This is a genomic window from Thermosporothrix sp. COM3, from assembly GCF_059696735.1.
On record NZ_AP019376.1, the window covers coordinates 7,342,382 to 7,362,121 of the forward strand.

General features: G+C 52.3%; 18 protein-coding genes. 12 read left to right on the top strand and 6 right to left on the bottom strand.

Annotated elements, in window-relative coordinates:
• Nucleotides 1-166: 166 nt before the first annotated feature.
• A complete protein-coding gene (locus KTH_RS31420) occupies nucleotides 167-889 on the bottom strand; it encodes a response regulator transcription factor (protein ID WP_111321434.1) in 723 nt (240 codons plus the stop codon).
• 508 nt (nucleotides 890-1,397) lie between these two features.
• On the opposite strand from KTH_RS31420, the gene KTH_RS31425 reads away from it, so the two are divergent.
• The 4 genes from KTH_RS31425 to KTH_RS31440 all read left to right on the top strand — a co-directional run bounded on the left by KTH_RS31425 (nucleotide 1,398) and on the right by KTH_RS31440 (nucleotide 6,122).
• On the top strand, nucleotides 1,398-2,024 hold the full coding sequence (locus KTH_RS31425; RefSeq protein ID WP_497622830.1) for a DoxX family membrane protein: 627 nt from the start codon (nucleotides 1,398-1,400) through the stop codon (nucleotides 2,022-2,024).
• A 138-nt stretch (nucleotides 2,025-2,162) separates the two neighbouring features.
• Nucleotides 2,163-2,789 carry a P-loop nucleotide/nucleoside kinase family protein gene (locus KTH_RS31430; RefSeq protein ID WP_170142517.1) on the top strand — a complete coding sequence of 209 codons (627 nt, stop codon included), beginning with the start codon at nucleotides 2,163-2,165 and terminating at the stop codon, nucleotides 2,787-2,789.
• A 150-nt stretch (nucleotides 2,790-2,939) separates the two neighbouring features.
• A complete protein-coding gene (locus KTH_RS31435; protein ID WP_211326107.1) occupies nucleotides 2,940-4,262 on the top strand; it encodes an alkaline phosphatase in 1,323 nt (440 codons plus the stop codon).
• Between the two features lie 150 nt (nucleotides 4,263-4,412).
• Nucleotides 4,413-6,122: an HAD family hydrolase gene (locus tag KTH_RS31440; protein ID WP_111321428.1), complete on the top strand. Its 1,710-nt coding sequence runs from the start codon at nucleotides 4,413-4,415 to the stop codon at nucleotides 6,120-6,122.
• A gap of 22 nt (nucleotides 6,123-6,144) precedes the next feature.
• Here KTH_RS31440 and KTH_RS31445 read toward each other — a convergent pair whose 3' ends face one another.
• The 3 genes from KTH_RS31445 to KTH_RS31455 all read right to left on the bottom strand — a co-directional run bounded on the left by KTH_RS31445 (nucleotide 6,145) and on the right by KTH_RS31455 (nucleotide 8,341).
• The gene (locus KTH_RS31445; RefSeq protein WP_111321426.1) at nucleotides 6,145-6,567 is read right to left on the bottom strand and encodes a response regulator; all 423 of its coding nucleotides are present in this window, start codon (nucleotides 6,565-6,567) and stop codon (nucleotides 6,145-6,147) included.
• Nucleotides 6,568-6,809: 242 nt separating this feature from the next.
• Nucleotides 6,810-7,283, bottom strand: coding sequence for a CBS domain-containing protein (locus tag KTH_RS31450; protein WP_111321424.1), 474 nt, complete (start codon nucleotides 7,281-7,283; stop codon nucleotides 6,810-6,812).
• A 227-nt stretch (nucleotides 7,284-7,510) separates the two neighbouring features.
• Nucleotides 7,511-8,341, bottom strand: coding sequence for a 3-keto-alpha-glucoside-1,2-lyase-like domain-containing protein (locus KTH_RS31455; RefSeq protein WP_111321422.1), 831 nt, complete (start codon nucleotides 8,339-8,341; stop codon nucleotides 7,511-7,513).
• Nucleotides 8,342-8,672: 331 nt separating this feature from the next.
• On the opposite strand from KTH_RS31455, the gene KTH_RS31460 reads away from it, so the two are divergent.
• Nucleotides 8,673-9,752 carry a zinc-dependent alcohol dehydrogenase gene (locus KTH_RS31460; protein ID WP_497622833.1) on the top strand — a complete coding sequence of 360 codons (1,080 nt, stop codon included), beginning with the start codon at nucleotides 8,673-8,675 and terminating at the stop codon, nucleotides 9,750-9,752.
• Here KTH_RS31460 and KTH_RS31465 read toward each other — a convergent pair.
• Both KTH_RS31465 and KTH_RS31470 read right to left on the bottom strand, forming a co-directional pair.
• Entirely contained in the window at nucleotides 9,658-10,284 is a 627-nt protein-coding gene (locus KTH_RS31465) for a TetR/AcrR family transcriptional regulator (protein ID WP_170142515.1), read from the bottom strand. The two genes, KTH_RS31460 and KTH_RS31465, sit on opposite strands and share 95 nt — an antisense overlap.
• Nucleotides 10,285-10,372: 88 nt before the next feature.
• The gene (locus tag KTH_RS31470; protein ID WP_170142514.1) at nucleotides 10,373-11,230 is read right to left on the bottom strand and encodes a PP2C family protein-serine/threonine phosphatase; all 858 of its coding nucleotides are present in this window, start codon (nucleotides 11,228-11,230) and stop codon (nucleotides 10,373-10,375) included.
• Nucleotides 11,231-11,522: 292 nt separating this feature from the next.
• Here KTH_RS31470 and KTH_RS31475 point away from each other — a divergent pair, with 292 nt between their 5' ends.
• The 7 genes from KTH_RS31475 to KTH_RS31505 all read left to right on the top strand — a co-directional run bounded on the left by KTH_RS31475 (nucleotide 11,523) and on the right by KTH_RS31505 (nucleotide 19,604).
• The gene (locus KTH_RS31475; RefSeq protein ID WP_111321414.1) at nucleotides 11,523-12,278 is read left to right on the top strand and encodes a FadR/GntR family transcriptional regulator; all 756 of its coding nucleotides are present in this window, start codon (nucleotides 11,523-11,525) and stop codon (nucleotides 12,276-12,278) included.
• Between the two features lie 31 nt (nucleotides 12,279-12,309).
• Nucleotides 12,310-13,611 carry an L-fuconate dehydratase gene (locus KTH_RS31480; RefSeq protein WP_111321412.1) on the top strand — a complete coding sequence of 434 codons (1,302 nt, stop codon included), beginning with the start codon at nucleotides 12,310-12,312 and terminating at the stop codon, nucleotides 13,609-13,611.
• A 41-nt stretch (nucleotides 13,612-13,652) separates the two neighbouring features.
• Complete coding sequence (locus tag KTH_RS31485; protein WP_211326105.1) at nucleotides 13,653-14,951, top strand: alpha-L-fucosidase; 1,299 nt, start codon at nucleotides 13,653-13,655, stop codon at nucleotides 14,949-14,951.
• A 168-nt stretch (nucleotides 14,952-15,119) separates the two neighbouring features.
• On the top strand, nucleotides 15,120-15,875 hold the full coding sequence (locus KTH_RS31490; protein ID WP_497622837.1) for a hypothetical protein: 756 nt from the start codon (nucleotides 15,120-15,122) through the stop codon (nucleotides 15,873-15,875).
• Nucleotides 15,876-15,957: 82 nt separating this feature from the next.
• Entirely contained in the window at nucleotides 15,958-16,734 is a 777-nt protein-coding gene (locus KTH_RS31495; protein ID WP_497622839.1) for an SDR family NAD(P)-dependent oxidoreductase, read from the top strand.
• Between the two features lie 18 nt (nucleotides 16,735-16,752).
• Entirely contained in the window at nucleotides 16,753-17,328 is a 576-nt protein-coding gene (locus KTH_RS31500; protein ID WP_497622841.1) for a LutC/YkgG family protein, read from the top strand.
• On the top strand, nucleotides 17,325-19,604 hold the full coding sequence (locus tag KTH_RS31505) for an LUD domain-containing protein (protein WP_497622843.1): 2,280 nt from the start codon (nucleotides 17,325-17,327) through the stop codon (nucleotides 19,602-19,604). Before KTH_RS31500 ends, KTH_RS31505 begins: the two co-directional genes overlap by 4 nt.
• Nucleotides 19,605-19,740: the final 136 nt, after the last annotated feature.

The window sequence follows — 19,740 nt, forward strand, 5'->3', positions numbered from 1 at the left end:
AACATTTCTCCTTCAAGCAGGCTATGAGTATGAGTATCTAACCTCTTTAAAGAGTAATAGCCGGACAAGGTAAAAATCAAGTATGAGACTGCGGAGCTTTTTGCCCGGCTTGCGATCTGTTCTGATAGGAGCAGGGCTACATCACGGTAACCCTGCCGGACGCTCTTTACTTTGCTTTCTTTCCTGGCTCTGTTAGTACGTAACCTACCCCGATCTTGGTCTTGATATAGGAGGGGTGAGCCGGGTCTTTTTCGATTTTGCGTCGTAACCGATTGATATTGACCTGAAGCATATGGCTTTCACCGATATATTCGGGCCCCCAGACATGCTCAAGTAAGAGATCCTGTGTCAAAATGCGATTGGTGTTTTGTGCTAAATACTCAAGCAGGCGATATTCGGTTGGGGAGAGAGAAATTTCTTTCCCTGAGATGGTAACGAGGTGCTGTGCGAAATCAATGGTGATATCCCCGACGGTTGTAATAGTACGCAGACCTGTTCCATCGTTCTGGGTAGAAAGCTGCGTGCGGCGCAGAACAGCCCGAACGCGAGCAAGCAACTCATCGACGCTGAAGGGTTTAGTGAGATAGTCATCAGCGCCAAGATCCAGCCCTTTCACCTTCTCCTGATCCTGACCGCGAGCAGTGACAATGATAATAGGGACAGAGGAGAACTCGCGAACGCGCTGGCACACAGTGAAGCCGTCGAGCCTGGGCATCATCACATCCAGTAAGACCAGAGCCGGAGCGTGTTTTTCAATCTGTTCCAGGGCTTGCTGTCCGTCGCTTGCGGCGAGTACATCATAGCCCTCAAATTCCAGGTTGCGCGATACCAGACGAAGCAACTGGGGGTCATCATCCGCTACCAGTATGGTTGTTTTTTTGACAGACATGGGTCGCTCTCCTTCAATTGTTTCGATCTATCTATTCAGTCGTCTTATAGTTCCTGCTACAAGCGTCTGAGGATAGGGCATCTTCTCTGAAAAATGGGAGTCGCCAGGTATGCTATAGCCTCCCTTTTCCTATGATGATTGTCTGTTTGACTCCCTGCGAGATGGACATTCCCATTATACGGATTCTTGTTTTTTGATGTACTGTTGTGGTGCATTCTGGTATCACAAAACGCTCACAAATTCCTTCAGGATAGAAGAAGAAGTGCTTCAGGATAGGGAACGTGTTTTTATGGTACTGCTCTTCCCGGAACGATGGTGCTTTTCAAGGAAAAAGTGATGCCTTCCCCTTTGTGACGCGCTTGAGAGGAAAAGCAACAGGCATGAGACGGTGCTGTGAGCTACAGAGTGCATACTAAGGCCAGAGACAAGGAAGAAATACAAACTGCGGAACGGAACCGCAGATGAGACTGCAAGCAATCTTCGTGCAGAAGGGAGTCGAATAGATATCATGTATACTTTTCAAAAAGTACAGCCAAAATCAGCGATGAATATTCCAGCATCCCCTGTGGTGCGGTTCCTGTTTTCAGATACGCGTGTTGCCTGGCTCTGGCTGCTAGTGCGCCTCTATGTTGGCTATCAGTGGATCTCCGCCGGATGGGAGAAGTTAACCGGGTATACGCTGTTTGGACAGCCCGAAGGCACATCCTGGCTGACCAGTGGCGATGCGGCAATGCATGGGTTTATCCAGGGTGCGCTCAAGAACGCGGCAGGGGCACATCCTGCGGTGCAGAGCTGGTATGCATGGTTCCTTGAAAACGCAGTACTGCCCAACGCGCATGTCTTCTCGTATGTCATCCCGTTTGGTGAATTCCTGGTAGGACTGGGCTTGATCGTCGGGGCGTTGACCGGTATTGCTGCCTTCTTCGGATTCTTCATGAACCTGAACTTCCTGCTGGCAGGGGCAGTCAGCGTGAACCCGGTTCTGGCCGTGCTCTCTGTGTTCCTCATTCTGGCATGGCGCATCGCAGGATACTACGGTGTTGACCGTTATCTCCTGCCACTGCTCGGGACGCCCTGGACGGGATCGCTGGCTCAACGGAAAGAAGCGAGAGCTGTCGAGAAGAGCAAAGCCTGATAGGTTCGTGTGTGTGAACGGGGTGTGGATCTCTCGAGAGGATCTTCTGATTCGCTCGGGAGATCTTTTTTTGCTTGCAACACTCTTTGTATGCTACATTGTTCCTGTTGGAGTCGCATGGAGAAGGAGAGCTATTCGATGTTTAATGTGTGCCCACGCTGTGGAGAGTATCGCGTTGAAAAAGTGATAGACCGGACCGGGCCCTTTGCGATCTGCCCGGTTTGTCAGTATCACTATCCCTTTGTGCAACTACCACTGTTTCTCATTACGGGAGCCAGCGGAGTTGGAAAGACGACGATCTGTCTCGCGCTTGCGTCAGAGCTGCGTGGTGAATGTGTTGTGCTGGAAACAGATATCCTCTGGGGAGCAACCAATGTGAGCGACGAAGATTATGTCTCTGTCTGGTTGCGGATGGCAAAGAACATTCAGCAATCGGGACTGGCTGTGGTCCTGTGTGGCTCGCTCTTGCCCGAACGGTGCGCATCCTCTCCTGAAGGGCGTTTCTTTTCAGAGATACATGCACTGGCAATGGTCTGTAATGATGAATTGCTGGCGCAACGGCTGCATGATCGTCCCGCCTGGCGCCAAACGCATGCGCCGGAAGTGATCGAGCGCATGATCTCCTTCCAACAGTATTTTCGAGAACAGGCTGCGACCTCACCTGAGCGCGTGACGTTGTATGACACCGGCCAGCACTCTCTTGAAGAGACGGTGCAGGCGGTTGCGACATGGATACGTGAGCGCTTGCCAGAACATGCATATTGAAGAATAGAGATGTATTTGTGCTTTTACTGTACTTTGCTCTAAATCAAGAAAAGCGGGTATACTGGTAATATGATGTTTTTGTAGGGGTGGGAATCCGCTTTGTAGGGCAATGATCGAGTGCTGTGAAATCGCGAGGAGGAGAACGTGTGGTTGAGGAGAGCACGAACCATCGGTTTGCTGGTGACGATTCTGGTAACCATCGCAGTGCCAGCGGTTTTGTTTGCAAAGAGTTTGTTAACGGCAGAGAGCAAGACCTATAAGCAGGCAAAAAAAGTCATTCTGTTTCTTGGAGATGGTATGGGCGATTCCGAGATCACGCTTGCCCGGAACTATGCTGTAGGGGCGGCGGGCAGGCTCTCTCTGGATCGTCTGCCGTTTGTCGGCTCTGTAACCACCTATGCGGTGCAGGAAGAAAAGCCTCACCGTCCCGAGTATGTAACCAGTTCAGCCGCCAGTGCGTCTGGCTGGTCAACCGGAGAGAAGACAAGCAATCGACGGATCTCGACAACGCCAGGTACAGATGAGGATCTGCCCACCCTGCTTGAATTGGCGCAGAAGGCAGGTTACGCAACCGGTGATATCACCACGGCGGACCTGACAGACGCAACACCTGCGGCGGCAGTGGCGCACGTCAGCGATCGGGATTGTCGTAGCCCAGCCGAGATGAAGGCTTGCCCGAAGGATAAGAAAAGTGCGGGTGGTCCTGGTTCGATTGCCGAACAGGAGATCGATCATAAGGTCAACGTGCTACTTGGGGGGGGAAAAAAGCGCTTTTCCCAGGTGATTGAGAACGGTAATAAGACGCTGATGGAGGTCGCGCAGACACGGGGCTATACGGTAGTGACCGATACGGCGGGCATGCAGAAAGCGCAGGGAAAGCATGTGCTTGGCCTGTTCCACGATGCTGATATGAGTCTGGAATGGAAAGGAGAAGCGGCGCGCCCCTATCCTGGAAGCGGCCCCCAGACCTGCCAGCAGAATCAACGGCCTGCCAATGAACCCTCACTGGCGGCAATGACCTTAAAGGCCCTTGAACTCCTGCAAAAAAGCAGCGAGAAGGGCTTTTTGCTTCAAGTTGAGGGTGCCTCAATCGACAAACAGAGCCACATTATGAGTCCCTGTCAACAAATAGGCGAGACCATAGCCTTTGATTCCGCCGTGAAAGTGGGACTGGATTTTGCCCAGACCCACCCGGAGACCTTGATTCTGGTTATGGCTGATCACGGGCAAACAGCTCAGATTATTCAAAAGCCAGAGGACTCGAAGCAGCCCGGAGCCTTTAGCAAGCTGATCACAAAGGATGGCTCTCTGTTGTATGTCAGCTATGCAACGGCACCACAGGGGAAAGCGCAGTCCCATACAGGAACACAGGTGCGGATTGCTGCTATAGGGCCTAACGCGCAAAAGGTGAGTGGAGTGCTGAATCAAACAGACATTTTCGATCTGATTGTAGAGACACTGAAGCTTCGCTAATCGTACTGCTTGGGCCGAAGGGACCTGACAAGGACTTTTCGGCCCTTTTTATCGTTGACACCATGATAGAGCAGGAACCGTGTTGTATCCAGGAGAATGTGTTGTGATTTCTCTTGTGGTGCAGTCTAAACGGAGAGGACGAGAACAGCTATGCATTATATGATCCTTGCCTGCGATTATGATGGTACGTTGGCAAAAGATGGGATAGTCAGCCAGAGGACAATACATGCATTGGAACGCGTTGTTGCATCGGGTCGAAAGCTCCTTTTGATTACCGGACGTCTGCTGGAAGATATACAGAGGATCTTTCCTCGTCTGGATCTATTCACCTGGGTTGTTGCGGAAAATGGTGCCCTCTTCTATTCGCCTGCCAGCGGGACAAAGAAGCTTCTGGCAGAGGCACCGCCACCACAATTTGTTGAACTGTTGCGGTCAAAGGGGGTCACGCCTCTAGAAGTCGGAGAAGTCATTGTTTCGACGCATAGCCCGTATGAGACAACGGTGATAGAAGCTATTCATGAACTGGGTCTGGAGCATCAGGTGATCTTTAATAAGGGGGCAGTAATGGTGCTCCCGGCAGGTATTAACAAGGGCACCGGGCTCAAGCGAGTGCTCGATACGCTCATGATCTCATCGCATAATGTGGTAGGTGTGGGGGACGCTGAAAACGATCACTCCTTCCTTTCACTGTGTGAATGCTCGGTCGCGGTCTCAAACGCTCTGCCTGCTTTGAAGGATCGAGCCGACTATGTGACGAAGGCGGATCACGGTAATGGGGTGGTGGAGCTGGTTGATCAGCTAGTTGCTGATGACCTTCGCGAGATTGATGGACGGGTTGCCAGATGCAAGCTTGTACTCGGGACAAAGAAGAACAATGAGCCGCTAATCCTGAATGTCAATCGCACAAATATGCTGATTGCGGGAGCATCTGGAAGCGGAAAGTCTACACTGGCAATGAGTTTGCTAGAGCAGCTTATTGATCAGTGTTATCAGTTTTGCTTGATCGATCCTGAGGGTGATTATGAAACCTTTCAGGCGGCCACATCTCTTGGCAGTAGTCAGAAAGAGCCCACTGCCCAGGAAATGTTGCAACTGTTGGAGAAGCCAGAGCAAGAGGCCATTATGAACCTGCTCGGTTGTCCGTTGAGTGATAGGCCGATGATCGCCCGGAACCTGCTGCCCTCGCTACGAGAGCTTCAGATACGTCTGGGTCATCCTCACTGGCTGATCTTTGATGAGGCTCATCATATATTCTCGCCCGAGTTTGATGCAGCTACATTCATCGAAATGCGTGACCTGTTCAATCTCCTATTTATTACGGCGCATCCAGGAAGCATAGCTCGCCGCGTCCTGGAATTGATAGATGTTGCCATATTCGTGGGGGCACAGGCTCCCTCCGTCTTGCGTGAGTTTTGCAGCGCGCTTGGCCTGTCAGAGATTGGACCGCTGCCCGCAACCATAGATTCGGGTGCGGCACTGGTCTGGTTCCGTGATGCGACGACGCCCGCGGTGCAGATTGTGCCTGCTCACCCTGAAGAAGAGCACCTGCGGCATCGGCGAAAATACGCAGAAGGGAATGTTGGCGAAAAGAGCTTCTACTTCCGCGGTCCCGAGGGAAGGCTGAACCTGCGGGCGCAGAATCTCATCATCTTTATGCAGATTGCTCAGGGTATTGATGATGAGACCTGGCTGTTTCATCTGCGCAAAGGAGATTATTCGCACTGGTTCCGGGAGGATATTAAAGATCCTGATCTGGCCCGAGAAGCTGAGGAAGTCGAACGCGATATGCAGCTTTCCGCACAGGAGAGCAGAGAGCGGATCCGTGCCGCGATTGATAAGCGGTATACGCTGCCTGACTGAATACGGTTATATTGCCGGGCTGCTATGGTGCTTCCTCGTGCTTCCTGACTGTATGGGCGTTCTTCTGTGCATCCAGGGTTTCCTTGATCACTATGAGTAGCTCATCAATATCGAAGGGTTTATAGACGATCCGAATCCCTTTGGCGGTCAGATATCCTTCTTGATCGCGTACTGCATTCTGAGCAGCGGTGCAGAGTACAATTGGAATGGAGGCTGTACTGCGCTGCATTTTGAGAAGCTGAAGCATCTGCCAGCCTGATTTCTCGCTACCGAACATAAAGTCGAGGATGATCAGGTCCGGATGAAGTTTTTCTATCTCGCCAACCTTCTGAAGCGGATAAGAGGAAAGGATAACCTCATAGCCCTCTTCTTCCAGCAGAATGCGGAACATATCCAGAATATCCTGGGTATCATTGACAACTAAAATACGAAGCGGCTGTGTCATTTCCTGCTCTCCCGATCTCTCTTCTCTATAGGTAGTATACAGATCGGGGTAGTATCTGCGTTGAGACCGGGGATAAATGGCAAGCCGCAACCGACAGTGGTTGCGGCAATGCTACCTGTTCGACTGTTATTCGTTTTCTCTCTGCGGATCCTGGATACGAGCATGAGGACTGTTGGCTAGCCTGTAAAAAAAGCATGATCTGTCCTCATATACCTCGTGCGGAATGACGCAACGAACTGGCTTTAGAAGCCTGGTGCAACAAGCTCAGGTTCTGTTGCGTTCTCTTGAGTCCCACAGCGCAGACATTCGCGCGGGGGGTCTGGCATATGCATCAGCTCACCACAAATAGGGCAAACATAATGTTTTGCCACTTCTTTGATAAGGTCTGAGCGGCTGATAATACCAACTAAGCGGCCTTGATCGATGACCAGTAGACGGCGTATCCGTTCACTGATAAGTATTCTTCGGACCTCTTCCAGATCTGTTTCACTGGTGACGCTGATGATGCCGCGTGTCATAATATCGCGGACAAGGCGTCCTTTTTTGGCGATGACATCAAACTCTGTGACAATGCCAACAACGATCTGTTCATGATTGACGACAGGTAAGCCACTGATATTATGTTCTGATAACAACCGGGCTGCTTGCTGTCGAGTCTGGTCTTCATTGACCGTAATAACCTTCTCCTTCGGGGTCATTACATGTTTTACTCTCATTGACTCTGCATTTCTCCTCTTGCTCACTTGAGAACAGGTAGCTTCTCTTTCTATTGTAACATATAGTTCCTGTGCTTATGAATATTGTATATGTACACGTTCAAATATGACATCATGTTTCATTGTAATCTATTGTGTTTGATAGATGTTACCGTGTGAGCAGGAGAGAGGTGTTGGCAGGGAAGGAGAGATTGCATGCTCTCCTTCTGCATGCCCTTGTTTGCCCATCATGGCGTACTATCGAGGGTTGGCGTTGCGGTTGTATCCGGAGTGGGGAGCGGATAGACTTCAACCTGCTGGAAGAGTGCCTGTGCGCCTCCAGAGCTAAAGCCATTGCGGACGAAGAGCGCAATCTGTCCCTGTTGATATTCGGAGTCTTCAACGGTTTGCACGTGTTGCCCGTTAATGAAAAGCTGAAGGGTTGAACCCTGCATTGTCACGCGCAGCGTGTTGGCCTGACCGCGTGGTTTGAGCGCCTTGCTGGTCGTGTAATCCACAAGCATTGTTTCTTCCGGGCTATGGTTTTTGACATTCCAGGATTCTCTGGCGATGGTATATGTATTATTCCCATATATTTCGATGCGATAATTATGGTCAAGATTGTTGTCGCCACGCAAATACAGGCCAATACTATCATTATCGTCGCCAGCTTGAAATACAAAGGTTGTGGTGAGCTCGAAATCAGTGAATGGTGAATAGACCGGAATACTTTCTGTTGTGATGCGGTGATTGGTATTACCGATCAGCAGACCCTCTTCGGAAACGGAGCGGATATAGCCATCATTGTTGCTGATAAGCCAGCCTTTATTTGCCTCGCTGAAGTCATCTGAAAAGAGCGCTGATGGGGTGACAGTTGCAGTGGGTGTTTCTGTGGGGTGAGCAACGGTCGGTGTAATGTGTTTGGCCTTTTCCTGCTGTTCCTGTTTCCCTGTCGCGCGAACGACCATATAGATACTGCTTCCCGCGATCAGCACCAGGAGACAGACAAAGAGCAGAATAAGTCTCCATTTACGGCGATATTTCGTGTCCTGCTTGGGTTGCAGATGTTCTTCCACCATTGTAATGTATCACCTGTTGTTTGTTTGTTTGTATTCCTGATAATCAAAGGGAAATACACTTTGTCTTACGTATCACAATGCATCTTCGTTGGACGGAATGCCAAAAAATGAGGCATTGTTGGGAACAGACAAATATCATCTATACTCTAAAACGAATTTGGAGCTGTTCCGTTTCTTTTTTTATGGCCTTGCTTCATGCTTGCTAGTTGTAGCTGTTTGTATGTATCGGCGGTTTCAATATGCAGCAAGATATGATATAACAATTCCAAAATCTGTATCGGAAAGTGAAGGGCTAGGTGTTTTCATGCTCGCTGCAATGTTCTATGCTCCTATGGATGTTCGTTTAGAGGAGCGCCCGGTACCGCAGCCGGGGCCTGGGGAGATTGTCATCCAGGTTGCCGCGGCTACGACCTGTGGCACTGATCTCAAGACGTATCGACGCGGCCATCCGCTTCTGTTTCAAAATGGTCCTGGCGGTTTTGGGCACGAAGTTTCGGGTATCGTGGCGGCTGTTGGCCCGGGAGTGACGCGCTGCCATGAAGGAGATGCGGTCTCCGTTGCGAACTCAGCCCCCTGTTTTCAGTGCTTCTACTGTCGACGTAAGCGCTATAGCCTCTGTGAAGATCTGTTACTGTTGAACGGGGCATATGCCGAATACCTGCTTGTGCCTGCCCGCATTGTCGAACATAATCTGTATGTGTTGCCCACAGGCACCTCATTTGTTGCTGCTGCATTGACCGAGCCACTGGCCTGTGCAGTGCATGGCGTTGAGGCTAGCGAGATTATGTCTGGCGATACCGTTGTAATCCTCGGGGCCGGGCCGCTTGGGCTCTTGTTGGTTGCCGTTGCCCGGCTGCGCGGTGCGCGTGTTATTCTGACCGGAAGAGGTGAGCAGCGGCTTGCTCTGGGTCGTACTTTTGGCGCAGATATTGTGCTGGATGTGACCGGCATGTCAATGGATGAGCAGTGTGAAGCGATTCGTCAGCAGACCGAGAACCAGCGCGGTGCGGACGTCGCGATTGAAGCGGTTGGCACCCCTGAGACCTGGACGCTGGCAACGCGGGTTGTACGCCCCGGTGGACTGGTGAATCTGTTCGGAGGCTGCCCATCTGATTCTCACGTGCAGTTTGCCACCCGGCCACTTCACTACAGCGAGTTAACACTGAAGGGGGTCTTTCACCATACGCCTACCTATTTTGCTCAGGCGCTTGAGCTGATTCTGAGCAAGCAGGTCGATGTGACCCGTTTAATTTCCGCGTATCTTCCGCTGGAAGCTGCTGTTGACGCGCTTCAATTGCTGCTGCAAAAACAGGGCGTCAAGTACGCACTGATTCCTCCCGCTTTTGCTCATCTTTATGCTCGGGAACTCGCACAAGCCCCTGACTTACCATCTGGTAATAAATATCAATAACTTGCTGGACACTTAAACGACCGCCGGGACGGAACCAGGAAGAGACCTGGGTGCAGAGGGCAATGATGGCATAGGACGTTACCTTTACATCGCTTGGGTGAAAGACGCCGCGTTCCATGCCATCTCGCAAGATCTCCTGAATCATAGCGTCGTAGGTGTCACGCATAGCGATAATCCGTGTACGATGCTCCCCTTCCAACGCCCGTAACTCGGTATCAATAATAAAGAATTCAGCTTTGTTACTGGTATGCAGGCGAATATGGTTCGCTATTGCCTCGCGCAGACGATCGAGTGGATCATGATACTCATGCAGGATGCGCTCCAGCTTGCTATTTAATTGCTGCATATGTTTTTCCATTATCTCAACGAGCAGCGCTTGCTTGCTGGGGTAATGGTGATAGATACTGGCTGCCTGTATTCCGGCCAGGCGGGCAATATCGCGGAGTGGCGCTGCATGGTAGCCGTATTCAGAGAACAATTGTACGGCTGCTGCCAGAATGTTTTCACGCATTGAGCGGCCTTCGGGCTGCATAGCTACCTTCCTCATTTCCAACTCTGATTGTCCACATTGTAGCAGAAATATGAGAGAGAGAACAGGCTTCCAGTTTTAACGGGTATTGCTAGCACCGACAGGTAATCACAATCGCGCTGATATCATCGGCTTTGGCGCGGAGTGGTTCCTTCTCCAAAGAGCGTTGGTACGCCGCCTGTACCAGCTTGCGGGCGAGTTTCGTATAGGCTGTCTGGCTCAAGACCTGTGTGATTTCCTGATCGGTGAGATTGTCGTGCACGCCATCGGTGCAGAGGAGCAAGCGATCACCGGGGCTCAGAAAGGTCTGCTCAAGGTGGATGGTCAGCGGTTTGTCGGTTCCAAGAGCTTGCGTGATACGATTGCGCTGTTCAAAATAGGTCATCTCTTCCGTGGAAAGTTGCTCGCGGCTGGTGGCTTGATCGATGCGGTGGGCTGCCTCTGCTGAAAGTGCTCCCTGTGTCACCATGTGATTGATATAGCTGTCATCCAGTGTCAATCGTTCCAGCGGTATGCCTTCGCGATAGCGATACAGGCGGCTATCGCCAATATGAGCGTAAATAAGCGGATAGCCCTGTTCGGTGCGTTGGGGGCAGAGCAGGGTAAGCACGAGCGTTGTGCCGATGCGAACAGGATTACCATCAGCGTTCTGTTGTTGACGGCGGTCGCGTTCCTCATGAATGCGTTGGTGAGCGTGCTGGATCAGTTGCTCAATGTTCTCAGGTAGTGAGGGCAGGGCAGAGAGGGTGGGCTGTTGCCGCCAGTGTTGCTGGATCGTCTCAGCCGCTAGCGTGGAGCCGACGTCGCCCATTGCGGTACCAACACCGTCGAAAATGGCGGCAAGTCCACGCCGTTTCTTCAGAAGAATGCGGTCTTCGTTGCGTTCTGGGCGTTTGCCGCGACTGTATCCCGTCCAGATAAAAGACGCGATCGTTTGACCATTCATCATGCTCGTTTGCTCCTTCATGTAAATGGATGTTGTTCCTGGACCTATTGTTAATATTACTCCGCTTTTTGTGTGTTTGCTTCAACTGGGGCAGGCAAAAGAGAAGAGGGCCAATGGCCTTCGCGTTCAGGCAGAAATGTACCTGTTCAGGATGAGAAAATGAGTCAGACTAATTTAAGGAAGAGGTCTTCGAATTTCGCATGAGATGCCAGTTTCTCTTGCATTTCTGCAACTGCTTATGGTACAATCGAAAAAGCGATGAGTCATATTTATTTACGAAGTTGTAGCTATTAATATGACCGATAAAGATATAGCGATAGTAGAAACTTCTTACCGACCAGGATATGAAACGGTAGCTGATCGGATCATTGAGCTGATTCAGACTACTGGCTTGAAACCTGGCGATCGTCTCCCCACGGAGTCGAGCCTTGGGGAACAATTAGGTGTAAGTCGTGCAATGGTGCGCGAGGCTATCAAATTACTGACCGCCCGGGGCTATGTTCGGACTCGGCGCGGGAGTGGTATTTACGTAACCTCTACAGAGCAACCACTGGCAACCGCAGCTATTGTTCTCTCCATGCCAGTTGATCATGACCATATGCTTTCCCTGCTGGAATTCCGGCGATTGCAGGAGATGCTGACTGCCCGGCTGGCTGCGGAAAGAGTCACGCTTTCTGAACTGCGTGCGTTGGAAAACGCGGTTGAACAGAATAAGCGCAGTGCAGAGGCCGGTCAATGGGACCAGTTTATTGCGAGTGATATTGAGTTTCATCTTGGTATTGCTCGTGCCTCTCACAATCAATTCCTGGTCGATACCGTGAATGAGACGTTTCGTTTGCAACGATGGGCGCTGAAACTCGTCATCGGGGGAACGCCTGGCTCATTGTTGCTCTCTGCCGAGCAGCATGCAGCGGTGCTGACAGCAATAAAACAGGGAGATGCAGAGGCCGCTGTGAAGGCAATGGAAACGCATATTCTCACTGTACAGGCTGATTATCAAAACGAGGTGCGGCGGTTGCTTACAAGTTATGGTGGTGGTGAGCAGCCCTGATTTTTTTGTGTAGTAAGGAGCGATAATACCTATGCCCCTGACCATAACGGATGTGGTGGCTCGTGATATTCGCTTCCCGACGTCGCGATCACTGGCGGGGTCAGATGCGATGCATCCCGATCCTGATTATTCGGCGGCGTATGTGACGCTCGTAACGAACGATCCAGCATTGCAGGGAGACGGCCTGACGTTTACTATCGGGCGCGGCAATGAGATCTGTGTTGCGGCGATTAAGGCACTTGCCCCGCTGGTGATTGGTCGGACGTTGGAAGGGATAACTTCTCATATGGCGGCCTTCTGGCGTTCGCTAACCGCTGAAAGCCAGTTACGCTGGGTGGGCCCGGAAAAAGGCGTGATTCATCTGGCAACGGCTGCGCTGGTGAATGCGGTCTGGGATCTCTGGGCCAAATCGGAACAGAAACCCCTCTGGAAGCTCCTTGTTGATCTCTCGCCAGAACAATTGGTGTCCTGTATCGATTTCCGCTATATTACGGATGCGCTGACACCAGAGGAAGCGCTGACGCTCTTGCGGCGCAACGAGCCAACCCGGGCGCAGCGTGAAGCAGAGATCCGGCGGCGTGGTTATCCGGCCTATACCACCTCGGCTGGCTGGCTTGGCTACAGCGATGAGCAGATGCGCCAGCTTTTACGAGAGGCGCTGGCAAAAGGCTGGACGCACTTTAAGCTCAAGGTCGGTGCCAATCTGGAAGATGATCTGCGACGTATTCGTATCATGCGAGAGGAAATTGGCCCCGAGCGTCGCTTGATGGTTGATGCCAATCAGGTCTGGGATGTTGACCAGGCGATCGCCCACATGAAGGCGCTGGCACCCTATAATCCCTGGTGGATTGAGGAACCAACCAGTCCCGATGACGTGCTTGGGCATGCAACCATCGCGAAAGCCATCGCGCCGATCAAGGTGGCTACTGGCGAGCACGTCCAGAATCGCGTGATCTTCAAGCAACTCTTTCAGGCTCAGGCCTTCCACTTCTGTCAGATTGATGCTTGCCGGGTTGGCGGGGTCAATGAAGTGCTGGCAATTATTTTGATGGCGGCAAAGTTTGGCATCCCGATTTGTCCTCATGCGGGCGGTGTAGGACTCTGTGAATATGTGCAGCACCTTTCGATCTTTGACTATATTTGTGTCAGTGCCTCGCTTGAGGATCGTATGCTTGAATTCGCCAATCACCTGCATGAGCATTTTGTGCATCCGGTTGTGATTGAGAACGGACATTATAAGGCGCCCCTGGCCCCTGGCTATAGCGCGACGATGCTTCCAGAGACGCTGGATGCATATGCATATCCAGATGGAGCGGTCTGGCAGAAAGCCTGAGTGTTCCATTGAAAAAAGGCTCACAGTTTATCAGGGAGTGTATGATGTTACAGACAGACGCCACAAACGCAGAGCAGCGTGTGCGCTGGTTTACCCATGATCGTCTGGGGATGTTCATTCACTGGGGAATTTACGCTGCGGCGGCGCGGCACGAGTGGGTGAGAAACCATGAACGAATCACCAATGAGGCGTATCAGCGCTATTTCGATCATTTTGACCCGGACCTCTATGACCCGCGTGAGTGGGCGCGCATGGCAAAACAGGCAGGCATGAAATATGCCGTTATTACGGCTAAGCATCACGATGGGTTCTGTCTCTGGGATACTGCCCTGACCGATTATAAAGCAACAAAGACGCCCTATGGACGAGACCTCTTGCGTCCCTGGGTTGAGGCTTTTCGCGCTGAAGGGCTGAAGGTTGGCTTCTACTATTCGCTACTCGATTGGTATCATCCAGAATTTCCCATTGATGGAATTCATCCACAGCGTGATGATCTTGCGTTTCGGGAGCAGAACAAGCATCGTGATATGGCGAAATATCGCGAGTATATGTATGGGCAGGTGCGTGAGCTTCTGACGAACTATGGCAAGATCGACATTATTTGGTTTGACTTTTCCTACTCGCATGAGGATTGGGGCTGGTCAAAAGGCAAAGGACGCGAGGATTGGCAGTCCGAAAAGTTGATCCAGCTGGTGCGTGAACTGCAACCTGATATTTTGATTAACAATCGTCTGGAGATGCCCGAAGAGGCGGACTTTGATACGCCAGAACAGATCCAGCCGCGCGAATGGGTGACGATCAACGGGCGCCGTGTCGTCTGGGAGGCCTGTCAGACGCTGAACGGGAGCTGGGGGTATCATCGCGATAACCAGAACTGGAAGACCCCGGATGTCCTGGTGCGCATGCTGATCGATACCGTCTCCAATGGTGGTAACCTGCTGTTGAATGTTGGTCCGAATGGGCGCGGCGAATTTGAGCCGCGTGCAGTCGCCTCTCTTCAGGCCATTGGAGAATGGATGCGCTTGCACAGTCGCTCGATCTATGGGGCGACGGCAAGCGAGTTCAAGGCGCCGGATAATTGCCGTCTGACGCAGCGGGGCAATCGGCTTTACCTGCATATCTATAGCTGGCCGATGGGACCGCTTGTGCTTGATGGTCTGCTCAGCAAGGTCGAGTATGCTCAGTTTCTTCACGATGCCTCCGAGGTGCGCTTCACCGGCGTTGCTGGACAATGGGGCGGTGCCTACATTGGAGGCGATGAAGAGACGCTGGTGCTCCATGTGCCGGCGTTGCGCCCGAATGTGCTGATTCCTGTCGTGGAGCTTTTTTTGAAGGAATAAGTACACGTTACCATTGCCTTCCCGCCTCTTGTAAGTGCCGGTGGCCCCCGCAGAGGCCACCGGGCTTACTCTTCCCGTGTCACACAGCGCTGTTGTTTTTACCGCACATGTGGTGTAATCTGTGAGAAAGAGTTATGGTACGCAGATGGGAGAGTAAGGTGTTCATCTATGGAACAGGTGCTGAAATGCCAGCGAAAGGACTGTAAAAGAGGCGTCTACATTCGCTATAGAGAGGTACTGATGGCGGGCAAGGTCTGGATGCGTATTCCACAGTGGCGGTGCTATGCCGGGCATGTGCAATATGAACGCGATTTGCGCTATGCCAATATCAACGAGATTGATGATAGCATCATTGAAGCGCTCCCCTGGCATAAAGACCGTCTGCTCGCAGATCGGGGGCGCGAGGCTGTTCACGCGTTCGCAGTGCAGATAGGACTCTCTGCTGAGGAATTGGAGGCATCCGATTGGCGACCGTTTGACGGTGATGTACAGCCACACAGGCGCCTGGATAAAAACTGCACCTATCGAGTCTATCGTGTTATTACGACCCGTGGAATTTATTTTTTCTGGCTCTCTGCCTCAGATCCAGGAACAAGTTGGCTTCCCTGGTACTGGCAGCGCGAAGAGAAAGAGACTCGAAATGGCTATATTTTAATTGCCAGAGATGGGACAGGCGCTATCGTTGATCGCTTAATTGGCACGCGTGGATGTGGCTTGCAGGGGGCTCTTGCTTCGGCGCGCTGGTTCCTGCTTCAGTTACGTCACGCGACGCGAATTGAGGTGCACAAGCAGAGTTTTGGCTTTGAGATGGACGCTACCTACGAAGACCGGGCGCTTGCTGTTGTGACACTGGATGATCTCTCAGAGTATGAGCGTGCTCATCGCGGAGAGTTCTTTTCACAGGGAGAGTTGCGCGCGGAATAACGTGGCCTCAGATCAAGGGAGAGGGTACGTTTGTTATTGCGTTTTGAAGGCTTCCCATAAGCTGGAAAGGCAGAGAAAATCAATGTTCAGATTGGATCATAAAGTCGCGCTCGTCACTGGCTCTGGTTCCGGCATCGGCAGAGAAATTGCTTTGCTTTATGCCAGACAGGGGGCCAGTGTCTATATTGCAGATATCAATGAAGAGGCTGCTCAAACAGTGGTGCAGGAGATCCTGGAGCAAGAGGGGCAGGCATTCGCCCTGCGCCTGGATGTTACCAATGAGGAACAGGTGAAGGTTGCGTTTGAGCGTGTGGTACAGGAGCAGGGGCGGATCGATATTCTGGTGAATAACGCGGGGATCAGCCATGTTGGTTCGATCTTAGAGACGACCGCGGAGGACTGGAATCGGGTGATGAGCGTCAATGCAATGGGTGTCTTTCTCTGTTCTAAATATGCCATCTCCCAGATGATTCAGCAGCAGCCTCAAGGGGGTGTGCTGGTGAACATTGCGTCGGCGGCTGGTATGATCGGCGTCGAGAGCCGTTTCCCCTATAGTACCAGTAAGGGCGCGGTTATCAGTATGACTCGTTCCGTGGCGATCGACTTTGTCTCACAGGGCATACGAGCAAACGCGATCTGTCCCGGGACCGTCTATACGCCGTTCGTTGAGGGTTATTTAAATCGCCATTACCCTGATAACAAGGAAGAGATGATTCAGCAGCTCGGGGCGCGTCAGCCACTTGGACGTATGGGAAGACCCGATGAGATTGCGCATGCTGCCCTCTATCTTGCATCGGATGAAGCTGCTTTTGTCACCGGCTCTACCCTGGTGATTGATGGCGGTTGGACCGCGAAGTAAGAGAAAAGAGGGAGCCGCATGGATGCGCAAGAACTATATCTTCGTTTCCAGCATCGTCTGACTTCCAGTGGAGGCGAATGCTGGCTTGTTGAAGACCTTGCTGCCGCCGCTGACACAATTGCCTCTCATAGCGCTTTAACCGGGCGTACCCTGGTTGTTCCACCTGGATTTGCTGATTGCGCTCTCTGGGGAGCGCTTCTTCCTCTGCTTGCCGCGAAAGAAATTCAGATCAGTGAGGCCGAGACCCCTGCCGGGATTGCCGATGCTCCGGTAGGCCTTTCGGCGGCTGAGTTGGCTGTGGCTGAGACGGGTTCTGTGCTGGTCGCGGATAATGTGCTTGCTGCCCGGGCGGTCAGTATGCTGACGTTGACCCATTTTGTGCTGGTGCGAGTCGAGGATCTTGTTCCGGGCCTGGATCAGGTCGGAGAGCGCCTGTATCAACTAACGCGCCCTGGACCCACACAACGACACCATATGACGCTGATTACCGGGCCCAGTCGTACCGCGGATATCGAGCGTACCCTGACAATCGGCGTTCAGGGGCCTAAGGCATTGTGTGTTCTGCTTGTAGCTCACCAGGAGGTCCAGCCATGACGATTCGCTATCAAAAGGAATTGCCTGTTATCCAGCAGAGAGCGGCTCAGAATGGACATGAGCATCAGCCCTTCCCTCAGCGGCTGGATCGTGCCCTGAATGATCAAAATTTGCAGCGTGCGCTGGAACGCTTTGCGCCTTCCTGGCGTGAGTCTCGCGAGAAGATTTTTGCTACAGCAGAACAGGAATATGGGGAAGAGTTCCGTTTTGAGCGGCTGCGGGAACGTCTGAAGGCGGCGAAAGATGAAGCGATTGAGCGCCAAGAAGAATTGGTTGCACAATTTAAGCAGCAGGCTGAAGCCGCTGGCGCCGTTCTCTATGAGGCCAGAACCGCTGAGGATGCTAACCGCTATATCTATGAACTCTGTCAGCGCAAGGGCATTCAGCTTGTGGTGAAGTCAAAGACAATGGTCAGTGAGGAGACGGAACTGAATGCCTACTTAGAGGCCCGTGGCGTCACCGCGATTGAAACCGATCTGGGTGAGTGGGTGGCACAGCTTGAGCATGAGCGCCCTTCGCATATGGTCATGCCGATTATTCACAAAACGCGGCAGCAGGTTGGCGAGACGCTGTCACGAGCCACCGGACGTGAGATCTCGCGTGAAGATGTGGCCGAACAGGTCGCGGTCATCCGCAAAGAGCATCGTAAGGCGTTTTTAACGGCGGGCATGGGAGTCAGTGGTGCGAACGCGTTAATTGCAGAAGGCGGCACCGTCATGATGCAGACCAACGAGGGAAATGGGCGTCTGGTGACGTCACTGCCTCCAGTCCATGTGGTGATGGCGGGCTATGATAAGCTGCTGCCGACCTTTGCTGACGCGATGACGCAGATACGTTTGCTGGCTCGTAGTGCGACCGCGCAGCCGATTACCAGCTACACCACGTTTATTACCGGGCCTTCTTCTCCTGAGCGGGAGATGCATATTATTTTACTGGATAACGGGCGGAGCGAGATGCGGGCTGATCCTCGTTTCAAGGAAGCGCTGCGGTGTATTCGCTGTGCGGCCTGTGCGAATATCTGCCCGGCCTATCAGCAGGTGGGCGGCCATGCGTTCGGTCATATCTATAGTGGTGCTATCGGGCTGGTAGTGACGCCCTTCCATCATGGCATTGAGGCAGGAGCCGGTCCGCAAAGCCTGTGTGTGAGCTGTAATGCCTGTGAAACCGTGTGCCCGGTTGAGATTCCTTTGCCCTCGCTGATTCTGGATGTGCGCCGGAAAGTGGTACGGGAAAAAGGTCTGTCTCCAATCAAGAAAGCTGTTTTCGGGATAATGGCTCGTCCCCGTCTGTTTGATATCTTGCTGCGGTTTGGGAGTTTCTTTCAGTTTCCGGCAACGCGCGGAAGTCGTTTTGTGCGTTCGCGGAATCTCCGGCTGTTTTCGCGCCTGCCTTTTATCGGCGGTATGGCTGCATTGACGCGCTGGCGGAGTCTGCCTGCACTGGCTGTGAAGCCTCTTCGCGATCGGGTGAAGGCGCATTCGGAGGCGCAGCCGTCTGGAACATCGGCTCACTTGACTGTGGCCTACTTTGCTGGCTGTATGACGGATAGGCTTTATCCTGAGATGGGAGAGGCTGTAATCCGGGTGCTTGAAGCGGCGGGTGTGCGCGTGATCTTTCCTCATGGCCAGAACTGTTGTGGACTTCCCGCGCTGAACTCCGGCGATACGGTCAACGGGGCAAAGATGGCAAAGCAGACAATCAGGACGCTTGAGCAGATGATAGACCGCGAAGGTGTCGACTATATTCTGAGTGCCTCTACAAGTTGTGTGGTGACCGTACTCCAGGATTATATTCGGCTCTTTGAGGATCTGGATGAACTTGGTTGGCTGCGTAGAGCTCAGGCCGTTGCCGAGCGCGTCATTGATTTTACTGGCTTTATGGCGCGTGTGGTGCTGGCGCAAGGCGTTCGTTTCTCGGTCAGGCGGCCGGGGCCGAATGATACCGTAACCTATCACGATTCGTGCCAGTCCTGTAACTGCCTGGGCCTTCGTTCCGAGGCGCGAACGATTCTCCGTGAGATTCTGGATATCGAGGTCCAAGAAATGCCCCGATCGGATGTTTGTTGCGGGTTTGGTGGCTCCGTCTCACTTGAGCAACCGCGCCTGGCTGAACGGATGTTACAGCAGAAACTGGCAAATGCGGAGCAGACAGGAGCGGCACTGCTTGTCTCGGATAATCCCGGTTGTTTAATGCATTTGCGCGGTGGTGTGGACGCGGAAGGACGACCGATTCGCGTGTTGCATCTGGCTCAATTGATTGCCGAGCATCTGACATAAGCTGTTGTTCTTAAAGTTCCCCTGGATGGCTTCGCAGGGGAACTTTTTTATGTCTGAACAAACATGTTTTTAACTCATCCTTATGCTATACTGATTCCCAACAGATCAGCACTCATCACTCTTCAAGTACGATGGG